We start from the raw sequence: 18,071 nt of genomic DNA, 5'->3' as shown, positions 1-18,071 counted from the left end.
CAAAATGAACGACGCGATCTGGAAACGCGATGAGATCCAATCTCCCTGCGTAAAACTTTGTGCGATCCATCCCGACACCGGACTGTGCACCGGCTGCGCCCGAAGCCTAGATGAAATCACCAGCTGGTCAAAAATGTCGGATACAGAGCGCAATCACATCATTGCGGCGCTCCCCACCCGCGAAGCCGCGCCGCAAAAACGACGTGGTGGACGGGCTGCACGGGTGCAACGCGCCCTTTAAGCCTCGCCTTTAATAGCCCAACGCCTTGCGCAGCATGTTCAGCGCAACCAAAAACAGAAAACCGGCAAAGACACGTTTTAGTGGCTTTGGATCCAGCGCATGCGCCAGCTTTACCCCAAGCGGTGCGGTCAGCGTGGTCATTGAAATGATCACAAGAAACGCCGCGATATTCACCGCCCCGAGCGTAAAGGGCGGACGATTTTCCGGCGCAATTTCCACAAACAGGAACCCAATCGCAGACGGCAGCGCAATGATCAGGCCGAACCCCGCCGCCGTCGCCACAGCGCGGTGAATAGCGACGCCATGCAGGCTCATCAGTGGCACGCCAAAACTGCCGCCACCAATCCCCATCAGAACCGAAAGAAACCCGATCATCGGCGAAATGGCGGCCCGCACACCACCCTTTGGCATGGTTTCTCCCAGCCGCCAGTCATTGCGGCCAAAGGCCATATACAGGCCAATCAAAAGCCCCAACACACCAAACAGAAGCTGCAGCGTGGTTGACCGAAGCGCCGAGGCCACCAGCACACCAATGATAGCACCAATAATGATACCTGGCCCCCAGCCACGCAGGATAGACCATTCCACCGCGCCTTTTTTGTTGTGGCTCATGACCGACCGGTAGGAGGTTACGATAATGGTCGACAGCGAGGTCGCGAGGCAGATCTGCATCAGCTGATCACTGCCATAACCAAGGGCTTGGAACGCATAGAAAAAACCTGGCACCAGAACGATTCCGCCGCCAACGCCAAGCAGCCCGGCCAAAACACCCGCAACGGCACCAAGTGCCATCAATACCACCAGCATCTGGAGTAAAATTTCGGTTTCTGGCATCTGCATTCCCCTCAAATCTGCGGCACCCGCACGCATAAGTCACATCGGGCCTAAGTAACATTTGAAGGGAATGCAATTGGCGCTGTTGGGTTATGCCGCGCGCTCTGTCACCTGTTGCAGCGCTGCCAGAACCAATTCGGGCCCTGTCCCATCTTTATGCGCCCCTTCCGAAAGGGTGCGCCGCCATTGCCGCGCACCGGGACGCCCCGCAAAAGCACCAAGCATATGACGGGTGATTTGATGCAATCGCGCGCCTTGCGCCATCTCAGCCTCAATGAAAGGAAGCATCGCCATCACGGCCTCTTCCATACTCAGGCCGCTTTCAACGCCAAAGACAGCGTGATCGGCCCCCATCAGCACATCTGCGGGCTGATGATAGGCTGCGCGCCCAACCATCACCCCATCTAACCCAGCATCAAGCAGGTCCTTGGTCATCGCCAGATCCGCAACCCCGCCATTGATTGAGACATGCAGATCGGGAAATTCCCGTTTCATCGCATGAACAAGGTCATAATCCAGCGGTGGGATATCGCGGTTTTCCTTGGGGCTCAGCCCCTGCAGCCAGGCTTTGCGCGCATGGATCGTCACCCGATTGCACCCTGCTGCCTGAATTTTTTCCAAAAACCGAGGCAAAATTTCCTGCGGTTCCTGATCATCCACTCCGATACGGCATTTGACTGTCACATCTACAGACACTTTGGCCCGCATCGCAGCAACACATTCCGCCACCAGATCCGGCGATTGCATCAAAATCGCACCAAAGGCCCCAGATTGCACCCGATCACTTGGGCAGCCGCAATTGAGATTGATCTCATCATAGCCGACATCCGCCCCCAATACCGCCGCTTCGGCAAGTTCTGCAGGGTCTGAGCCACCAAGTTGCAGCGCAACCGGATGTTCGGAGACGTCATAGTCCAGCAAATGCAACGCACCGCCACGCACCAATGCCGGAGCCGTCACCATTTCAGTATAGAGCAAGGCTTCGCGGCTCAGCAGCCGGTGAAAATAGCGGCAAAACCGGTCTGTCCAATCCATCATGGGTGCCACGCTTAAACGCGCCGCTTTTTGTGCGTTATTTTTCAAAGCGTTAACTCCATTCAATTCCAAGCCTCGCGTAGCACGATTTCCCCTGATTTCACAGTTTTTCCGGGGATTTTCGGAGGTTCTCGATTCGAGCGTGCTACGGTGTAGCACATCCGAAGCCTACAAACAGTGGCCCAAATACAGCTGGTTCCTGACCCGGGCACCGCCGGTTCCATCTTCCGTGCTTCTCTCGGAATTTGGCTATCAAACCCCGGAATCTTTTTTCGTGCGGACGAACCGAATTCCCTATCATCGAAATCAAGATGGGACGAATTCCATGATCACTATCAACAATAGCACAACGAATGTGCTCGCAGCGATTACTGCCCAGAACCTCTTCCATCGCTCCCCTTCTCAAGCAACCGCCGTGGCTGCTGCCGGGGTTCGAGAAAGCACTATGCCGGTCTCGTCGGCAGAGCAGAAAGAAAAGAGACCTCGCAAGGAGATCCCAGAGAGAAAATTCGAGGAACCGAACATCACCCGGTTTGAAGGAAAGAATGGAAAGTTCTCCTACCGGGTACAATTCCGAAAGCGTGTGGATGGCAAACAGCACAGTCTCACGAAAACCTTCAAGCACCTGCCAAACGCAAAAAATGACGAAACAACCAACTCCGCGACATCGAGCTAGACGGGTTTCCAATTCAAATCGTGACGGAAACTACAATCTCAGATGTCATCGACGATCGTTTGAAGCGTGGGAAAACCCTTGGCCGATCTGCCCTTCAAGTGCTGACGTTCATCAAGGCCGACGAGTTCGGGAAGACCAAGGTATCAACTCTGACCCAGCAACAGCTATACGACTATGCAGATCTATTGTCGGCTGGTGAAAGAATACCGCAGACTGTCGCGGGATACATGACTCACCTGGCGAGGACACTCTCCTGGGCCAAGGACCGAGGTGCCTTGCTTCCGATCGAAGTAGTCAGTCTGGCCATGCGAACTTTTTGGGAGGATGAGTTTCTGGCTCGATCCGAAGAGCGAGATCGCCGACCAGAACTCTATGAGCTAAACAAAATCCTGACTGCTGTCTCGAAAAATCCTCGGCAGAAGATCCCCGCCGACATCCTGGCGGTCTTTGCAATCTATTCGGCGCGTCGTCTGAGCGAAATCTGCAGACTGAGGTGGGATGATCTGCGCGTGAACAGTGGCACGATCCTCGTGCGCGATATGAAACATCCCAGGCAAAAAAAGGGAAACAACGTTTGGTGCACTCTTCCGAGCGAAGCATTGGAGATTATCCTGGCAATGCCCAAGACGTCTGAGTTCATCTTCCCTTACAATCCGCGCTCGGTTGGGACGGCATACCGCCGCCACCGTGACAAGGTCGGAGTCGTCGATCTGCGCTTCCATGACTTTCGGCACGAAGCCATCAGTCGGCTTTTCGAGATGGGAAAGTCTGCTTCATTCGTCAGAAAAATCTCAGGTCACAAGAATGGTGGATACCTTTACCTCTTCGAACACGTCGAAGAAGAAGGCGACAAATTCGCCAACTGAGACTGGCATCAACTAATCCTGGAGAAATGCAAGTCACTTCACTGATAACCCCAATGGCCGGATTCCATGCATCGGCCATCAAACTCCTATCAAACCAGTTTTCCGCCTTTTGAAGCAGAAACGCATTTCCTCTCCACAAGCAAAGGAGACCAAGATGAAAACCATCGACATGCTGCTCGCCCATTTTGGCGGAAATCCGATTATCCCGCTGGAACACGTAGCGCAGTACTTGAACTACCGGCCAGATACGCTGAAGCAAAAAATCGACGTCGGCGACATCCGCTTGCCATACATCGGAGTTGAGAACAACAGCCAGAAGGCTCAAAAATTCATACAGCTCTCCATAGCCACCCCATCTTTCCAGGAGACTTTGCACGCTGGTCGTTCGTCAGGTTCTTCAATGACCCGAGAAATCGTTGTCTTCCCGGCGCCGTTTGAACCAAATATGAAATTTACGTCCTTGAGGTCCGAAAGTTCAGCTCCGTCACTGTCATAGGATCCTTCATTGGCCAGAAAAATGTTTTCGATCATGAAACAATACTTTCGAAGACATTCCCTCCTGAAGGATCTTCAAAGAAGCGAGGATATTCAACCACTGATTGTCGATAAAACGCCAACCACACCTATGCCCCCTGAACAGCTGCCATCAATTCGGAGAAATCGGTCACCGCATCGTACTTGACCGGTCTTTCATTCGCCTCCGCTGGATCTCGGAGAAGAATTTGCGCACACATTTGATCTTTTCCTTTTCCAGCTCCCTGAATTTCAGAGAGGGCTGAGACCCTTTTGTTTCGGCAACAAACCGGCTGATCTCTTCGCGCGAGGAGAACCGCTCTACAACCAACCGGAGCAGGTGAGAGGTGTTCTTGGTCAGCACTTCCACCACCGCGTCAAAGCGACCGCTGATCATCCAACCTGCGCGCACTTCGGGAATTTTCAGGATCTCTCTGAGAATGCGGTCCAGGTCGGTTTTTTTATGTTCCGACATCTGGATGAACAAGAGCGCCGTCAGGGACAGGCCCAGCCGCTCCAGTCTAATGTCGGTATTGAGCGTCACCAGCAAGTCGGCGCGGCTAACCCGAGAGGCCGCCATCGGCTTTACGCAGGAATTTGACCCGCAACCGATGCATGTTAACGAATATGCCGCGCAGGGCGGTTTTTTGGCAGTTAGTGGCCAGTGGCTGGCATGCCCTCGCATTGACCATGCGTCTTGCGGTCGAGACCCGCCCCCTCGGCGATGCCCCGCTGATTGGTACCGAGCTTGGCCAGATCCGGTTCACCCAACCAATCCTGCCGGAAACCGACCAGTGCGTGCGCATCACCTTTGAAGCCCTCGAAGAGGGGCATGGGCAGCGCAGCTACAATATGCTCAAGGTCGAAACACTCGACGCGGTGCCTGGTGACACCCTGATCCGTCAGCGATGGCGGATGCTGCGCACCTGCCAGAAGAGCGGAAATGATGGACGTGCTGTGCAGGGCATAATGGTCTGCAATTACAGGCTGCGTTGCGGCATTCTGGATGTTGGTCCAACGGCGAGTTTGGGCCGGTCGTGACATGCTGGAGCCAGAACAAAAGACGCAATTCATGATGCCGTGGATTAGCTCCGGGGGTCCCCTGGCGCTAAGAGCGGCGGGCTGAAAAAGGCTTCGGCAAAGGCGGTAAAAGCCTGGGTGATTGGCCGCTTGAGCGCCGCGCCGCGATGGGCAAGAGCGATCTGATGCTGCGGCGGGCGCCCGGCGAGAGGTACCCGGATCACCGGACTGCCATCATAGCACGGGCGGTCTGGCAGGTCGGTCGCCAGCAGGCCAACACCAAACCCGTTGGCCACCATTGTTCGCAGCATTTCGATCGAACCGGTTTCGTGAGCCACCCGCACCGGAACACTTGCATTCTGCAACAGAGTCAGGAAATAGCCGCGGCTACGGGGCAAGTTCATCAGGATGAGCGGCTCCCGCGCCAGGTCTTCGGCGCGAACGCTGGGCTGCTGAGCCAGCCTGTGCCCCTGAGGCAGCAGGGCGTAGGGCTTCGCCGTCATCAAAGGCGTGATGACAAAGTCCGACGGAATGCCAAAATCGTACAGAAGCGCCATGTCAATCCGACCTTCGCTGAGCCAGTCGAACAGCGCTTGCAGGTCGCCTTCAAGGATGCGGACTTCGGCGTTGGGGCTGGTATCAAGAAAGCCGCGCACCAACTGCGGCGCATAGCGCGGGCCGAGGGTTGAAAACACCCCCAGGGTCAGGAACTCCGGCGTGCCCTCACCGCCGCTCAGCACCCAGCGCGCTTGTTTCTCCAGTTCGCGCAGCTGGGCGACCTTGTGCTGCCCGAATGGGGTCAGCTCCATCCCGCGCCCGGGGATGCGGATAAATAGCTTTTGCCCGAACACTTCCTCACAGCGAGCAATGGCCAGCGAAACCGAAGGCTGAGAAGTGTTAAGCGCGCGGCTCGCCGCGGCGGTGCTGCCGGTGTCCGCAACCGCCAGCAGGATTTCGACCTGGCGGAAGTTCAATGGTATATTCATTTGGGTATACCCTCCATACTTATCCCGAATTTCTAGATATATCCGATCTGAGGCTATCCTTCAGCAAGCAATTGATGGTGGGTACATGTTCGAAGACGATAAAACGGCAGGCCGCAGGCCGCTAGAGCGGGTACGGGTTTTGGACTTTTCCCGGGTTCTGGCCGGGCCCTACTGCACGGCACTGATGGCCGATCTGGGGGCGGAGGTGATCAAGGTGGAGCCACCCGCAGGCGATGACTACCGCCACATCGGCCCGTTCAGGGACGGCGAAAGCCTGCTGTTCCAATCGGTAAACCGCGGCAAGAAATCCATCGTTCTGGATCTGAAAACCGAGGACGGCATGGCGGCCGCACGGGCGCTGGCCGCGGAGTGCGACGTGCTGGTCGAAAACTTCCGCCCCGGCGTGATGGAGCGGTTCGGGCTGGGTGCGGACAAACTGTGCGCTGCCTGTCCCCGGCTGGTCTATGTTTCTGTGTCCGGGTTCGGCCAGACGGGCCCGAATCGGATGCTGCCGGCCTATGACATCATCATCCAGGCGATGAGCGGGCTGATGGATATGACCGGCGCCGAAGACGGCGCGCCGATGATGGCCGGAGATGCCTTTGCCGACGTCGCAGGCGGCATGTTCGCGGCCTTCGGAGCGATGGTGGCGCTGTTCGACCGGGAACGCAGCGGCAGGGGGCGGCATGTTGATCTAGCGCTTTATGACTCGCTGATATCGATGATGCCGGTAGCGGCCTGCCGGGCACTGATTGCGGGCGAGACGCCAAAGCGGACAGGCAGCAAACACGCGCTGTCGGCCCCCTTTGGCACCTATCCGGCCAGGGATGGTAGTTTCACCGTCGCGGTGCTGAACGACCGGCTGTTTGCGCGCTTCGCAGCAGCCATCGGCGCGCCGGAGCTGGCGGACGATCCGCGTTTTGCCAGCGATGCCTTGCGGCGGCAGAACGAACCTGCGCTGGCGCAGCATATCGAAAGCTGGGCCGCGGACCGCAACGCACAGGACGCAGTGGCGATTCTATCCGGGGCAAGCATTCCGGCCGCGGCGCTGTGTTCGGTGCGCGAGGCCTGGAGCTCACCGCAAGCGCAGGCGCGCGGGCTGGCTTCGGCGGTAGAGCACCCTGCCCTTGGCACGCTCACGGTGCCGGAGCAGCCGGTGCATTTCAGCGGTGCGCTACGGGGCCGACGCCAGTCAGCGCCCGCCCTGGGCGCCCACACTCAGGACATTCTACAACAACTACGGCAAAACAGGGAGAGCCCCAATGAACGTTGATCTGAACAGCGAAGAACAGGCCGTCATCGGCCAGATCGAACGGTTTTCCAGCGAGGTTCTGATGCCTGCCGCCGGCGCAATCGATGCAAAGTCCCAATTTGCAACCCTGCACCTTCCGGCTCTGGCGGAGATGGGCATCATGGGGATGAACCTGCCCGAAGCCCATGGCGGCATCGGCCTGTCCGGGCCTGCGCTCTATTGCGCGGTGGAAGCTGTCGCCGGGGCCTGCGGCTCTACCGCCTCGATGCTGACGGCGCATTTCCTGGCCACGGATTCGCTGCTTCTGGGTGCGGATGAGGCGCTGAAACAGCGCATTCTGCCCGCCGCGGCGGCGGGCCAGGCGCTGGGGGCCTTCGCCTTGACAGAGCCGATGGCTGGCTCCAACCCTGCGGACATGCGCAGCACCGCCACTTGGGACGGCGAAGGCTACCGGCTGAAGGGCTCCAAATGCTTCATCTCCAACGCGGGCGAGGCCGATTTCATCGTGGTCTATGCCAAGACTGACAATACAGTCGGCGCCCGCGGGGTCAGCGCCTTTGTGGTGGAACCGGGCAAGACTGATGGTGTCGAAATCGGCAAGCACGAGGAAACCATGGGCCTGCGCGGCGGCCATGTGTTCCCGATCTCGTTTGACTGTCACGTGCCCGCTGAAAACCGGCTGGGCGACGAAGGCACCGGGTTCCGCACCGCGATGAAGGTGCTGGACAACGGCCGTATCGAAGTGGCCGCGCAGGCCACCGGCATTGCGCGCGCCGCGCTGGATGCGGCTGTGTCCTATGCCAAGGAACGCGAGGTTGACGGACGGCCGATCAGCAGCTTCCAAGGGCTGCAGTGGATGCTGGCCGACAGTGCCACCGAACTGGCCGCGGCGCGGGCCCTGGGCCTGCAAGCCGCCCGCAAGCGCGGCACCGGCGAGCGGTATTCCTCAGACTCGGCCTTTGCCAAGCTATACGCCAGCGAGGCGGCCTGGCGCATCGCAGACCGGGCGCTGCAGATCCACGGTGGGTACGGCTACACCCGCGATTTTCCGCTGGAACGCTACCTGCGCGACTTGCGGATTTTCAGGATTTACGAAGGATCCTCGGAGATCCAGCGAACCATCATTGCTCGGGATATGCTGAGTTAGCTTTTGGGGAGCCTCATGTCTGTGCGTGCCTCTTTTGAAAGTTGCTTCGGCACAGTGAAACGAAAGAGGCATTTTGAAGCCCTGCTGTGCCGACCGCGCCGAGGATTCTGTTTGCGCAATTGCAGCGAATGTCTTCTTCAACGGACAGCAGTGCAGCATTTCGGATAGATGGCAGAGATCCGGCTAGGGCCGGAATTCCCTTGGCCTACTCCCTTGCCATTTCAGTTCATGGTAAGGAACGATCGTGATGAGCTTACAAGGACTATGGAAGATCCCAGCCCTGCTCGTGAACTCCAAATGCGATTCAAAAGATATCGAACGCGCCCGCGGCCTCGCGGTTTTCTCCGGGATTTCATCATGAACCCGAAGAAAACCCGAGGCCGCAATGAGCCGAAAGTAACCGGCCTTCGGACAGTCAACCAGAAGGTTGCACAAAAGTACTCTTTTCTCTGAGTTCACGACAAAGGGGAAGCCAGGCATTCTCCCGCACATTCGCTTGTCGAAGAACCAAGAATGCGGCATCATCAAACTTGTGAAGCACGGCTTCACCAACAGGTAGGGACGATTGCTACATATGTGCTACGCGCCGAAACCAACTCCCTAAAACACCTATAAAACAATAACCTATCGCCAATCGTACAAATCCATCATGGGTGCCACAGAAAGGCGTGCTGCATGTTGTGCTGTCATTGGATTGCTCCGCTGCGGCAGGACCGGGTTTGATTCGAGTGGCGCGGGTGTATCATATTCCGCGCGGTTTCACGGGCATGGGCTCTTGTCTGCGCATCCTTGTGACAAGGCGAAATAGGCTTTTTATCGCATTTCAGCTCTTGCCAAACTCAGAGCTTCTCTCATAGGGTCGCAGCACTTCCGTTGGGGTGCCTTTTTTGAAGGCTGAGAGAGTAAAATCAACCCATCGAACCTGATCCGGGCAGTGCCGGCGTAGGAAACGGAGACCGCGTGATATGTTGCCAAGTCGCATGTTCAGCGGTGCGGGCGATCTGTCCATTTTCGTCTCCTCAGTGTCGGCGCCCACATGAGAGAGACATAGGCATGACCACCGGCATCCCCCAAAGCCATCCTCAGGCGGTTGCGGCCCTGACCATTGCAGGTTCTGACAGTGGCGGTGGCGCAGGTATTCAGGCGGATCTCAAAACATTTTCCGCGCTTGGCGTGTATGGATGTAGTGCCATCACCGCCATCACCGCACAAAACACCCAAGGGGTGACGCGAGTTGAAACGCTTGCGCCCGGCATGGTTGCCGCACAGATTGACGCCGTGCTCAGCGATATTGCGATCGGTGCAATCAAAATTGGCATGCTTGCAAATGCCGAATTGATCGAAGAGGTCGCAGACGCGTTAAAAGCCTATGACGGGCTCGTGGTGCTAGATCCGGTCATGGTAGCCAAATCCGGCGATGCATTGCTGGCCGAAGACGCGATTGGCGCATTAAAAACACAGCTGCTGCCGCGCGCGGATGTGCTGACCCCCAACCTTCCCGAGGCGGCATGCCTGCTTGAGACCGAAGAGGCCGGTGATGAACAAGTCGCCCTGATGCAGGGGCGTGCGCTGTGTGACCTTGGGGCGAAAGCCGTGCTGATGAAGGGCGGTCACGCCGCCGGGGCAACCTGTCTTGATCGACTGATTACCGCAAACAGCGTAGAAGATTTTCGCGCCCCTCGCATGAATACGCATAACACTCATGGTACCGGCTGCACCCTGTCCTCCGCTTTGGCGGCAGAGCTTGCAAAGGGCGCAACGCTGTCAGACGCGATGAAACATGCGCATGGCTGGTTGCATGAAGCCATCGTAGCGGCTGACAAGATCAACATCGGACACGGACATGGGCCTGTGCATCACTTTCATGAGGTCTGGTCGTGACTGCACCGATTACAATATTTGGCGGCGGTATCGTTGGCCTGTGCGTCGCAACTGAGCTGACGGCGCGTGGTGTGCCGGTTCAAATCTGTGAAAAAGGCGACGCGCCAGGCCCGCAGGCCTGTTCGTGGTGGGCTGCAGGGATGCTTGCGCCGTTTTGCGAAGGCGAAAGCGCCGAAGAGCCGGTTGTGCGTCTGGGTCAAGAAGCCGCCGATTGGTGGGAACGTCAGGGTGTGCGCGTCATTCGCAATGGATCATTGGTGGTCACGCTAGGCCGCGACCGGCGCGAGCTGGCGCGTTTTTCCCGCCGCACCAAAGGGCACACACATCTGAACGCCACAGACATCGGCACCATTGAGCCTGACCTCGCAGGCCGGTTTTCTGAGGCGTTGATGTTTGAAAGCGAAGCCCATATCACCCCGCGTTCTGCGCTTGCAGAACTATGGGATGGGCTGGTTGCGCGCGACGTCACCTTCACAAAGGACGAACCAACCAGCGGCCGCATCATTGATTGCCGGGGGCTCGCAGCGCAGGACACGTTAACAGACCTGCGCGGCGTCAAAGGCGAAATGGTGATTTTGCGCAGCAACGAAGTAAAACTGCACCGCCCTGTGCGCCTGCTGCATCCGCGTTTCCCGCTTTATGTGGTGCCGCGCGGTGATGGGGTGTTTATGCTGGGTGCGACCCAGATCGAAAGTGGCGAGCGTACCCGCCCCACTGTGCGCTCCACGCTTGAGCTGCTAACCGCGGCTTTTGCGCTGCACCCGGCCTTTGGCGAAGCAGAGATCTTGGAAATTGGCGTTGATGCCCGCCCCGCTTTTGCTGACAACCAGCCGCGCATTCGACGCCGCGGGCAACGGATCTATGTCAATGGCATGTTCCGCCACGGATATCTTCTGGCCCCAGCCATGGCGCGCCAGGTTGCAGAACTGATCTGCGATGACATTAAACCGGAGATGATGGATGAAGATCACGGTGAATGGTGAGGCCCAGACCCTGGCCGCAACCCTGCTGAGTGACGCACTGATTGAACTTGGCTATGGCGACGCCAAAGTTGCAACAGCCGTGAACGAAGAATTTGTACCGGCCACATTGCGCGCCAGTTCCGCGCTGCGCGACGGTGACCGGATCGAAATCGTAGCCCCACGCCAAGGTGGCTGAACACCAAGCGGCTGAGAAAGACAGACATATGGCCATTTTTTATGGAACCGAAGTGCAATCGCGCCTGATGCTCGGGACGGCACAATACCCCTCGCCTGCCATTCTGGCGGATGCGTTTAAACGTTCAGGCGCGGGCATTGCCACCGTTTCGGTGCGTCGTGAGGCCGGTGATGACAGGGCCGGAAACGCCTTTTGGGATCTGATCAAGGATCTGGGCGTTGCGGTGCTGCCCAACACCGCAGGCTGCCACTCGGTACGCGAAGCCGTCACCACCGCTCATATGGCGCGTGAGCTGTTTGACACCGATTGGATCAAGCTCGAAGTCATCGGCCATATGGACACGCTTCAACCAGATCCATTTGCACTGGTAGAAGCTGCAAAAATCCTTTCAGAAGATGGGTTTAAAGTCTTTCCTTACACCACGGAAGATTTGATCCTTGGGGAAAGGCTTTTGCACGCAGGCTGCGAAGTTTTGATGCCCTGGGGGGCGCCAATCGGCTCTGGCCTTGGGCTTTCAAATATCTACGGGCTGCGCACAATTCGCGCACAATTCCCAGACGTGCCGATGGTGGTTGATGCGGGCCTTGGCCTGCCCAGCCAGGCCGCCGCCGCGATGGAGCTTGGCTTTGATGCGGTACTGCTGAACACGGCCGTTGCCAAGGCGGGTGATCCCGCACAGATGGCGGTTGGATTTGCGCAGGCAGTAGAGGCCGGTCGCATGGCCTATGAGGCCGACCCGATGGAGCCACGCGATATGGCCGCCCCTTCTACCCCCGTTATTGGAAAGGCGTTCCTGTGATGAACCTGCCGCGTTTTTATCCGATCTTTGATCATGTCAACTGGGTTGAACGGCTGGTTCCGCTTGGGGTCAAGCTGGTGCAGCTGCGCATCAAAAACCAGCCTGAGGCGGAACTGCGGGCACAGATCAAAGCTGCGCAGGCCATCTGCCGTGAGCACGACTGCCTTATGGTGGTTAACGACTATTGGCAGCTTGCAATTGAACTGGACTGCGACTGGCTGCACCTGGGGCAAGAAGACCTGAGTACCGCAGATATGGCAGCCATTCGTGCATCTGGTCTGAAACTGGGCCTGTCAACGCATGACATCCCCGAGCTGCAGCGTGCGATGCTGTGTCAGCCAGACTATGTTGCGCTGGGACCGATCTATCCAACCATCCTGAAAAAGATGAAGTGGCACCAACAAGGTGTTGAAAAACTTACGGATTGGAAAGAGCGCATCGGTGACATGCCCCTAATTGCGATTGGCGGCATGAACGTTGAACGCGCCCCCGGTGCCTATGCGGCCGGTGCGGATGTTGTAGCTGCGGTAACCGATATTACGCTCAACCAAGATCCCGAAGGGCGCGTGCGCGAATGGTTGGAACTCTGCAAATGAGCCGATACGCGCGCCAGATTGCTGTACCCGAATTTGGCCCTGAAGGTCAGGCCAAGCTTGCGCGTGCGCGTCTTCTGGTAATTGGTGCAGGTGGCCTTGCTGCACCGCTTTTGCCCTATCTTGCGGGTGCGGGTGTTGGCGAAATCCACATTATCGATCCCGACACGGTAGAGCTCTCTAATCTGCATCGCCAGACGCTGTTTCGTGAGAGCGACGTCGGCGCGCCAAAGGCAGAGGCCGCAGCAAAACATCTGCGCACCTTGAATGCAGACTGCACTATTGTGGCCCATGTCGGTGCCTTTGATCCCGCCTCTGCGGAAAACCTCTGCGAGGGTATGGATCTTGTGCTCGACTGCGCTGACAGTTTCGCCGCCAGCTATATCTCCTCTGACATGTGTCAAAAGATGCATCTGCCGCTCATCAGTGCGTCTGTGGTGGGGATGGATGGCTATGTCGGCGGCTTCTGTGCTGGTGCACCTTCGCTGCGCGCGCTGTTTCCTGACCTCCCCCGCGCAGCTGGAACCTGTGCAACCCTTGGCGTCTTGGGGCCTGTGGTGGGCGTGATTGCAACGCTTCAGGCGCAGATGGCAATTGCCATTCTTCAGGGGCAGGCACCCAGCCCTTTGGGCCAGCTTGTGACCTTTGATGCGCGGGATTTCCGTTTTGGTGGCTTTCGCTTTGATGGCGCGCCCGAACCTGAACATCGCCCTGCTTTTATCGACGCCTCACAGATCCGCACAAACGATCTGGTAATTGACCTGCGCACGCCCGACGAAGGCCCCCTGCCGCGTGAAGATGCGCTACGTCTCAGCGTCGATGATTTGAACCAAACCCAACCGCCAGCCCAACCCGGCCAGCGCATTTTGCTGTGCTGTCGCTCTGGCCTTCGCGCCTGGGCTGCGGCCGAGCTCCTTGCCCCGCATCACGCAGGGCCCATCGCCATGATTGCTTTGGGAGACCAAAGCCAGACTTCGGAGACTTAACGATGAAAAAGACACTTACCGCCGTATTGGCACTGACCGTTGCCAGCCCGGCTGTTGCCGCTGACAAGATGACGCTGCTGCTTGATTGGTTCCTTAACCCCGACCACGGCCCGATCATCATTGCGCAGGAAAACGGCTACTTCGCCGATCAAAACCTCGAAGTTGAGATCATCCCCCCGGCAGATCCGGCAGACCCACCAAAGCTTGCTGCTGCTGGCAAAGCGGATCTCGCGATTTCCTATCAACCACAATTGCACCTGCAGGTGGCCGAAGGTCTGCCGCTGAAACGTGTTGGCACGCTGGTTGCGACGCCATTGAACTGTCTTCTGGTGCTGGAAGACGGTCCAATCAAAGAGATCGCCGACCTTGAAGGCAAGAAAATCGGCTTCTCCGTTGCAGGCGTCGAAGAGGCACTGCTGGGCACCGTTCTTGGCACACATGGCGTGGACTATGAGAGCATTGAACTGGTGAATGTGAACTGGTCGCTGTCGCCATCGCTGATGTCTGGTCAGGTTGATGCCGTAATCGGCGCGTACCGCAACTTTGAACTGAACCAGATGGAAATCGAAGGGGTCGAAGGCCGCTGCTTCTACATCGAAGAAGAAGGCATCCCCTCTTACGACGAGCTGATCTACGTCGCCAATCCTGAGCTGATGGACGAAGACAAGCTGCGTCGTTTCATGGCCGCAACTGAAAAGGCGACGCAGTATATCGTCAACCACCCAGAGGAAAGCTGGGAAATCTTCTCTGCCACCTCGCCCGAGCTGCAAGACGAGCTGAATGCCAAAGCCTGGGTCGACACCCTGCCCCGTTTTGCCCTGCGCCCCGAAGCGCTGGACGAAGGCCGCTACACCCGGTTTGAAACCTTCCTGCACGAGGCTGGCCTGATCGAAGAGATCAAAGCGGTTGGTGATCTGGCTGTGGATCTGGGCGAATAAGCATGCCTGACTACGGATCCATTTTTGGCAAATGGCGCGCGGCGGCCGGGGAAACCTGGCCCGCCTACACCCGCCACGCATTTGTCGAGGGCATGCGCGACGGCAGCCTGCCGCGCGCCGCTTTCCTGCACTATCTGGTGCAGGATTATATCTTCCTGATCCATTTCTCACGTGCCTGGGCCCTGGCTGTAACCAAGGCAGATACGATCGATGAAATGCGCCTCTGCGCTGCGACGGTAAATGCGCTGATCGATGAAGAGATGAAACTCCACATCGGGATCTGTGCTGAGGCCGGGATTTCTGAGTCCGATCTGGCAAAGGCCGAAGAGCGCACGGAAAACCTTGCCTATACGCGCTATGTGCTGGATGCAGGTCACTCCGGTGATTTCCTGGATCTTCTGGCTGCGCTTGCACCTTGTGTGATGGGATATGGTGAAATTGGTGCCCGGCTAAAAGCCGAAGCAAGCGATACCCCCTATCAGGACTGGATCGACACCTATGCAGGTGAAGAGTATCAAAGCGTCTGTCACGCGGTTGGCGCACTGCTTGATGGTGCGGTCACACGTCGGCTGGGGGCAAACCCGGAAACCAGCCCACGTTGGTCGGCGCTTTCGGATCGTTTTACCGTGGCCACGCGGCTCGAAGTTGGCTTTTGGGACATGGGGCTGAAGCCTTGAACCCAGCGCCGGACCTGTATCTGCGCGGCAGCGCGTCTTTTGGTCAGGCCCGGCTGTTTGGCCCGGTGGACATTACCCTGCCCGCCGGGCGCTGGAGCTGTTTGCTTGGGCCTTCTGGCGTTGGCAAAAGCACCATTTTGAACCTGCTTGCAGGGATCGCCACTGACGTGCGCTTTGACGGCAGCTTTGGCGCATCTGACAATCACAGATTGGGCGGTCGCATCGCACTTATGGCGCAGGAAGATCTGCTGCTGCCCTGGCTTGATCTTGCCCATAATGTGACCATTGGGGCGCGCCTGCGGGGCGACAAAGCCGATCTCAAACGCGCCCAGGATCTGCTGCAAGAGGTGGGCCTAGGCGCACATCTGCATAAGCGTCCGTCTGAGCTTTCGGGAGGGCAGCGTCAGCGCGTTGCCCTGGCCCGCACATTGATGGAGGATCGCCCGGTGGTTTTGCTGGATGAGCCCTTCTCTGCCCTTGATGCCCGCACCCGGGCGGATATGCAGGATCTGGCAGCAACCATGCTGAAGGGGCGCACAGTTTTGCATGTGACCCATGATCCGGCAGAGGCCGCGCGACTGGGGCATCAGATCCTTGTGCTATCGCAGGCAGAACTCACGTCGATTGAGCCCCCTGCCTCCCCAACTCCACGACCTGTGGATGACAGCAAAGTGTTGTCGCTACAGGCCGATCTTTTGAATTTTCTGCGACAGGATCCATCATGCGCGCAACCGAACAGCTAAAAGAGCTGAACCTTGAAAACTGGACCGCAGCCACCGGGCACGCTTTCACCAACGCCCTTGGCGCAGGCACGCTCGACCTGGATAAAATGCGCGGCTATCTGCAACAGGACTACCTGTTTGTAGAAGAATTTGTGCGCCTGCTGGCGGCGGCGATTTCCAATGCGCCCACACTTGCAGACGCAGTGCCTGCGGCGCAGTTTCTGGCGGTGATCACCGGCCCGGAAAACACCTATTTCCAACGCAGCCTCAAAGCGTTGAATGTGCCTGAAGCATCCAATCACGCCCCAGAAACCACCGCCTTCTTGGATCTGATGCGCAGTGCGCGCCTATCGGGCAATTACGCAGAAATGCTTGCGGTTCTGGTAGTTGCAGAGTGGAGCTATCTCAGCTGGGCAAGCCCGATGGAAGACAACGCCAAGGATCTGCCATTCTGGTTTGGCGAATGGATCACGCTGCATGCGGGCGCGGGTTTTCAGGGTGTGGTGGACTATCTGCGCGCCCAACTCGATGCGGTGTGGCCCACGCTTTCAGACGCGGCACAAGACAAGGTGCGCCGCAATTTCTCCGATGCTGTCGAACTGGAGCGCGCGTTTTTTGATGCTGCCTGGGCAGGCTTTGCAGTAGAACAGCACATTTGATGACAAACAGCCTGCGCGTCTCCCTTTCCATTCTGTTGGGCCTTGCGCTCTGGCAAGCGGTGGTCAGCCTGTTTGGCTTGCCCAAATTCATTCTGCCCGCCCCGGCGCTGGTGGCTGAAACCCTCTGGAAAAGCCGCGCATTGCTGTTTGAACACGCGCTGATCACCATCATGGAAGTGATGATCGGCCTCATTTTGGGCGCACTGATTGGTGGGCTGACCGCGATCTGGCTTGCGAGCTCGCCAATCGCGCAGGCTTTGGTGCGCCCGCTTTTGGTGTTTTCGCAAACCATCCCGGTGTTTGCACTGGCACCGCTTTTGACACTCTGGCTTGGCTACGGGCTGCTCTCCAAAATCGCCATGGCGCTGCTGATTATCTTTTTCCCGGTGACATCCGCATTTTTTGACGCACTGATGCGCACACCGCAGGGCTGGCTTGGGCTTTCGCATGTGATGGGCGCGAACAAATGGCAGGTAATGCGCCAGATCCGTATTCCCGCCGCCCTGCCCGGCTTTGCATCCGGCCTGCGACTGGCTGCGGTTTACGCACCAATTGGTGCTATCATTGGTGAATGGGTTGGTGCCTCCAAGGGGCTTGGCTATCTGATGCTTCTGGCCAATGGGCGCGCAAAGATCGATCTGATGTTTGCCGCCCTTCTGGTGCTGGCACTGTTTACGATGGTGCTTCATGCCTGTGTCGATCGGCTTTGCACCCATATGGTGCGCCGCCATCAATAAGGCGCTTGGCGCGTTTGGTTATTTCCAGCTGCCTTTTACGACTTTAATTGTAGTTTCTTCCCACAGTTCCCGACATTATGTTGCCTAACAAACTCATACAGCACGGTGCACGCTCTGGGAAACCGGTGTTTCGCCCCATTTCTGTATAAGCCAAAGTCAGGGAGGACATTGAGTTATGACAATCGCCCCGGGAACCAAATTTGCCCCGTCTGAAAACACAATAAAAAACGCCCATGTGGACGGCGCTAAATACACCGCGCTTTATGAGGCTTCCGTTTCAGATCCCGAAGCGTTCTGGGGTGAGCAGGCGCAGCGGATTGATTGGATCAAACCGTTCACCCAGGTCAAAGA

At 57.7% G+C, this 18,071-nt stretch carries 23 protein-coding genes, 1 pseudogene and 1 riboswitch; of the genes and pseudogenes, 19 read left to right on the top strand and 5 right to left on the bottom strand.

From position 1 onward, the window contains the following. Positions 1 to 4 precede the first annotated feature (4 nt). On the top strand, positions 5 to 241 hold the full coding sequence (locus GG681_RS16620) for a DUF1289 domain-containing protein (RefSeq protein ID WP_153549166.1): 237 nt from the start codon (positions 5 to 7) through the stop codon (positions 239 to 241). Between the two features lie 9 nt (positions 242 to 250). Here the strand turns inward: GG681_RS16620 and GG681_RS16615 are convergent, their stop codons facing one another. Beyond that, entirely contained in the window at positions 251 to 1,075 is an 825-nt protein-coding gene (locus GG681_RS16615; RefSeq protein WP_153549165.1) for a sulfite exporter TauE/SafE family protein, read from the bottom strand. A 90-nt stretch (positions 1,076 to 1,165) separates the two neighbouring features. Further along, the gene (gene dusA / locus GG681_RS16610) at positions 1,166 to 2,158 is read right to left on the bottom strand and encodes a tRNA dihydrouridine(20/20a) synthase DusA (protein WP_153549164.1); all 993 of its coding nucleotides are present in this window, start codon (positions 2,156 to 2,158) and stop codon (positions 1,166 to 1,168) included. Between the two features lie 277 nt (positions 2,159 to 2,435). Between dusA and GG681_RS16605 the strand changes: the two genes are divergently transcribed. From GG681_RS16605 to GG681_RS18105, 3 genes and pseudogenes are all read left to right on the top strand, one after another. Next, entirely contained in the window at positions 2,436 to 2,786 is a 351-nt protein-coding gene (locus tag GG681_RS16605) for a hypothetical protein (protein ID WP_153549163.1), read from the top strand. A 20-nt stretch (positions 2,787 to 2,806) separates the two neighbouring features. Beyond that, a complete protein-coding gene (locus tag GG681_RS16600) occupies positions 2,807 to 3,652 on the top strand; it encodes a tyrosine-type recombinase/integrase (RefSeq protein ID WP_328593429.1) in 846 nt (281 codons plus the stop codon). Positions 3,653 to 3,806: 154 nt separating this feature from the next. Continuing rightward, positions 3,807 to 3,983 (top strand): annotated as a pseudogene (locus GG681_RS18105) (pyocin activator PrtN family protein); the annotation flags it as partial. Here the strand turns inward: GG681_RS18105 and GG681_RS18100 are convergent. Then, on the bottom strand, positions 3,974 to 4,183 hold the full coding sequence (locus GG681_RS18100) for an AAA family ATPase (protein WP_194287217.1): 210 nt from the start codon (positions 4,181 to 4,183) through the stop codon (positions 3,974 to 3,976). The pseudogene GG681_RS18105 and the gene GG681_RS18100 sit on opposite strands and share 10 nt — an antisense overlap. Positions 4,184 to 4,316: 133 nt before the next feature. After that, positions 4,317 to 4,745, bottom strand: coding sequence for an Lrp/AsnC family transcriptional regulator (locus GG681_RS16590; protein ID WP_194287216.1), 429 nt, complete (start codon positions 4,743 to 4,745; stop codon positions 4,317 to 4,319). Positions 4,746 to 4,849: 104 nt separating this feature from the next. Between GG681_RS16590 and GG681_RS16585 the strand changes: the two genes are divergently transcribed. Then, positions 4,850 to 5,206, top strand: coding sequence for a hotdog family protein (locus tag GG681_RS16585; RefSeq protein WP_153549161.1), 357 nt, complete (start codon positions 4,850 to 4,852; stop codon positions 5,204 to 5,206). 44 nt (positions 5,207 to 5,250) lie between these two features. Here GG681_RS16585 and GG681_RS16580 read toward each other — a convergent pair whose 3' ends face one another. Continuing rightward, on the bottom strand, positions 5,251 to 6,171 hold the full coding sequence (locus tag GG681_RS16580) for a LysR family transcriptional regulator (protein ID WP_153549160.1): 921 nt from the start codon (positions 6,169 to 6,171) through the stop codon (positions 5,251 to 5,253). Between the two features lie 85 nt (positions 6,172 to 6,256). Here GG681_RS16580 and GG681_RS16575 point away from each other — a divergent pair, with 85 nt between their 5' ends. The 14 genes from GG681_RS16575 to GG681_RS16510 all read left to right on the top strand — a co-directional run. Next, entirely contained in the window at positions 6,257 to 7,444 is a 1,188-nt protein-coding gene (locus GG681_RS16575; RefSeq protein WP_153549159.1) for a CaiB/BaiF CoA transferase family protein, read from the top strand. Continuing rightward, positions 7,434 to 8,570, top strand: coding sequence for an acyl-CoA dehydrogenase family protein (locus tag GG681_RS16570; protein ID WP_153549158.1), 1,137 nt, complete (start codon positions 7,434 to 7,436; stop codon positions 8,568 to 8,570). The genes GG681_RS16575 and GG681_RS16570 overlap by 11 nt, the downstream gene beginning before the upstream one ends. Before the next feature lie 864 nt (positions 8,571 to 9,434). Further along, positions 9,435 to 9,536, top strand: a riboswitch (TPP riboswitch). A gap of 87 nt (positions 9,537 to 9,623) precedes the next feature. Further along, the gene (thiD, locus tag GG681_RS16565; RefSeq protein WP_153549157.1) at positions 9,624 to 10,451 is read left to right on the top strand and encodes a bifunctional hydroxymethylpyrimidine kinase/phosphomethylpyrimidine kinase; all 828 of its coding nucleotides are present in this window, start codon (positions 9,624 to 9,626) and stop codon (positions 10,449 to 10,451) included. Beyond that, the gene (locus GG681_RS16560) at positions 10,448 to 11,434 is read left to right on the top strand and encodes an FAD-dependent oxidoreductase (protein ID WP_328593428.1); all 987 of its coding nucleotides are present in this window, start codon (positions 10,448 to 10,450) and stop codon (positions 11,432 to 11,434) included. Before thiD ends, GG681_RS16560 begins: the two co-directional genes overlap by 4 nt. Further along, positions 11,412 to 11,609, top strand: coding sequence for a sulfur carrier protein ThiS (thiS, locus tag GG681_RS16555; RefSeq protein ID WP_153549155.1), 198 nt, complete (start codon positions 11,412 to 11,414; stop codon positions 11,607 to 11,609). Before GG681_RS16560 ends, thiS begins: the two co-directional genes overlap by 23 nt. A gap of 28 nt (positions 11,610 to 11,637) precedes the next feature. Continuing rightward, the gene (locus tag GG681_RS16550) at positions 11,638 to 12,408 is read left to right on the top strand and encodes a thiazole synthase (protein WP_153549154.1); all 771 of its coding nucleotides are present in this window, start codon (positions 11,638 to 11,640) and stop codon (positions 12,406 to 12,408) included. Then, complete coding sequence (locus GG681_RS16545; protein WP_153549153.1) at positions 12,408 to 13,004, top strand: thiamine phosphate synthase; 597 nt, start codon at positions 12,408 to 12,410, stop codon at positions 13,002 to 13,004. The genes GG681_RS16550 and GG681_RS16545 overlap by 1 nt, the downstream gene beginning before the upstream one ends. Then, positions 13,001 to 13,987, top strand: a complete 987-nt coding sequence (locus GG681_RS16540; protein WP_153549152.1) for a HesA/MoeB/ThiF family protein — start codon at positions 13,001 to 13,003, stop codon at positions 13,985 to 13,987. The genes GG681_RS16545 and GG681_RS16540 overlap by 4 nt, the downstream gene beginning before the upstream one ends. A gap of 2 nt (positions 13,988 to 13,989) precedes the next feature. Beyond that, positions 13,990 to 14,925 carry an ABC transporter substrate-binding protein gene (locus GG681_RS16535; protein WP_153549151.1) on the top strand — a complete coding sequence of 312 codons (936 nt, stop codon included), beginning with the start codon at positions 13,990 to 13,992 and terminating at the stop codon, positions 14,923 to 14,925. A gap of 2 nt (positions 14,926 to 14,927) precedes the next feature. Further along, positions 14,928 to 15,602, top strand: a complete 675-nt coding sequence (tenA, locus tag GG681_RS16530; RefSeq protein WP_153549150.1) for a thiaminase II — start codon at positions 14,928 to 14,930, stop codon at positions 15,600 to 15,602. Then, positions 15,599 to 16,345 (top strand): ABC transporter ATP-binding protein, encoded by a 747-nt coding sequence (locus GG681_RS16525; protein WP_153549149.1) that lies wholly within the window; start codon positions 15,599 to 15,601, stop codon positions 16,343 to 16,345. Before tenA ends, GG681_RS16525 begins: the two co-directional genes overlap by 4 nt. Further along, positions 16,324 to 16,983, top strand: a complete 660-nt coding sequence (locus tag GG681_RS16520) for a TenA family protein (RefSeq protein ID WP_153549148.1) — start codon at positions 16,324 to 16,326, stop codon at positions 16,981 to 16,983. Before GG681_RS16525 ends, GG681_RS16520 begins: the two co-directional genes overlap by 22 nt. After that, positions 16,983 to 17,720, top strand: a complete 738-nt coding sequence (locus GG681_RS16515; RefSeq protein ID WP_153549147.1) for an ABC transporter permease — start codon at positions 16,983 to 16,985, stop codon at positions 17,718 to 17,720. Before GG681_RS16520 ends, GG681_RS16515 begins: the two co-directional genes overlap by 1 nt. Before the next feature lie 175 nt (positions 17,721 to 17,895). After that, positions 17,896 to 18,071: acetyl-coenzyme A synthetase N-terminal domain-containing protein (locus GG681_RS16510; protein WP_153549146.1), on the top strand; the 176-nt coding region annotated here is incomplete at its 3' end.

The organism is Tritonibacter aquimaris, from assembly GCF_009617595.1.
GTDB lineage: Bacteria > Pseudomonadota > Alphaproteobacteria > Rhodobacterales > Rhodobacteraceae > Epibacterium > Epibacterium aquimaris.
Note: the sequence above shows the minus strand (reverse complement) of the source record. Positions and strands in the feature narration are given on the sequence as shown.

What these genes read in the sequence shown, in the direction of transcription:
- thiS (WP_153549155.1), top strand. Translation starts at nt 11,412, where the DNA reads ATGAAGATCACGGTGAATGGTGAGGCCCAGACCCTGGCCGCAACCCTG.
- GG681_RS16590 (WP_194287216.1), bottom strand. Translation starts at nt 4,745, where the DNA reads ATGGCGGCCTCTCGGGTTAGCCGCGCCGACTTGCTGGTGACGCTCAAT.
- GG681_RS16580 (WP_153549160.1), bottom strand. Translation starts at nt 6,171, where the DNA reads ATGAATATACCATTGAACTTCCGCCAGGTCGAAATCCTGCTGGCGGTT.
- GG681_RS18100 (WP_194287217.1), bottom strand. Translation starts at nt 4,183, where the DNA reads ATGATCGAAAACATTTTTCTGGCCAATGAAGGATCCTATGACAGTGAC.
- thiD (WP_153549157.1), top strand. Translation starts at nt 9,624, where the DNA reads ATGACCACCGGCATCCCCCAAAGCCATCCTCAGGCGGTTGCGGCCCTG.
- GG681_RS16615 (WP_153549165.1), bottom strand. Translation starts at nt 1,075, where the DNA reads ATGCCAGAAACCGAAATTTTACTCCAGATGCTGGTGGTATTGATGGCA.
- GG681_RS16620 (WP_153549166.1), top strand. Translation starts at nt 5, where the DNA reads ATGAACGACGCGATCTGGAAACGCGATGAGATCCAATCTCCCTGCGTA.
- GG681_RS16550 (WP_153549154.1), top strand. Translation starts at nt 11,638, where the DNA reads ATGGCCATTTTTTATGGAACCGAAGTGCAATCGCGCCTGATGCTCGGG.
- GG681_RS16545 (WP_153549153.1), top strand. Translation starts at nt 12,408, where the DNA reads ATGAACCTGCCGCGTTTTTATCCGATCTTTGATCATGTCAACTGGGTT.
- tenA (WP_153549150.1), top strand. Translation starts at nt 14,928, where the DNA reads ATGCCTGACTACGGATCCATTTTTGGCAAATGGCGCGCGGCGGCCGGG.
- GG681_RS16520 (WP_153549148.1), top strand. Translation starts at nt 16,324, where the DNA reads ATGCGCGCAACCGAACAGCTAAAAGAGCTGAACCTTGAAAACTGGACC.
- GG681_RS16605 (WP_153549163.1), top strand. Translation starts at nt 2,436, where the DNA reads ATGATCACTATCAACAATAGCACAACGAATGTGCTCGCAGCGATTACT.
- GG681_RS16570 (WP_153549158.1), top strand. Translation starts at nt 7,434, where the DNA reads ATGAACGTTGATCTGAACAGCGAAGAACAGGCCGTCATCGGCCAGATC.
- GG681_RS16515 (WP_153549147.1), top strand. Translation starts at nt 16,983, where the DNA reads ATGACAAACAGCCTGCGCGTCTCCCTTTCCATTCTGTTGGGCCTTGCG.
- GG681_RS16535 (WP_153549151.1), top strand. Translation starts at nt 13,990, where the DNA reads ATGAAAAAGACACTTACCGCCGTATTGGCACTGACCGTTGCCAGCCCG.
- GG681_RS16540 (WP_153549152.1), top strand. Translation starts at nt 13,001, where the DNA reads ATGAGCCGATACGCGCGCCAGATTGCTGTACCCGAATTTGGCCCTGAA.
- GG681_RS16575 (WP_153549159.1), top strand. Translation starts at nt 6,257, where the DNA reads ATGTTCGAAGACGATAAAACGGCAGGCCGCAGGCCGCTAGAGCGGGTA.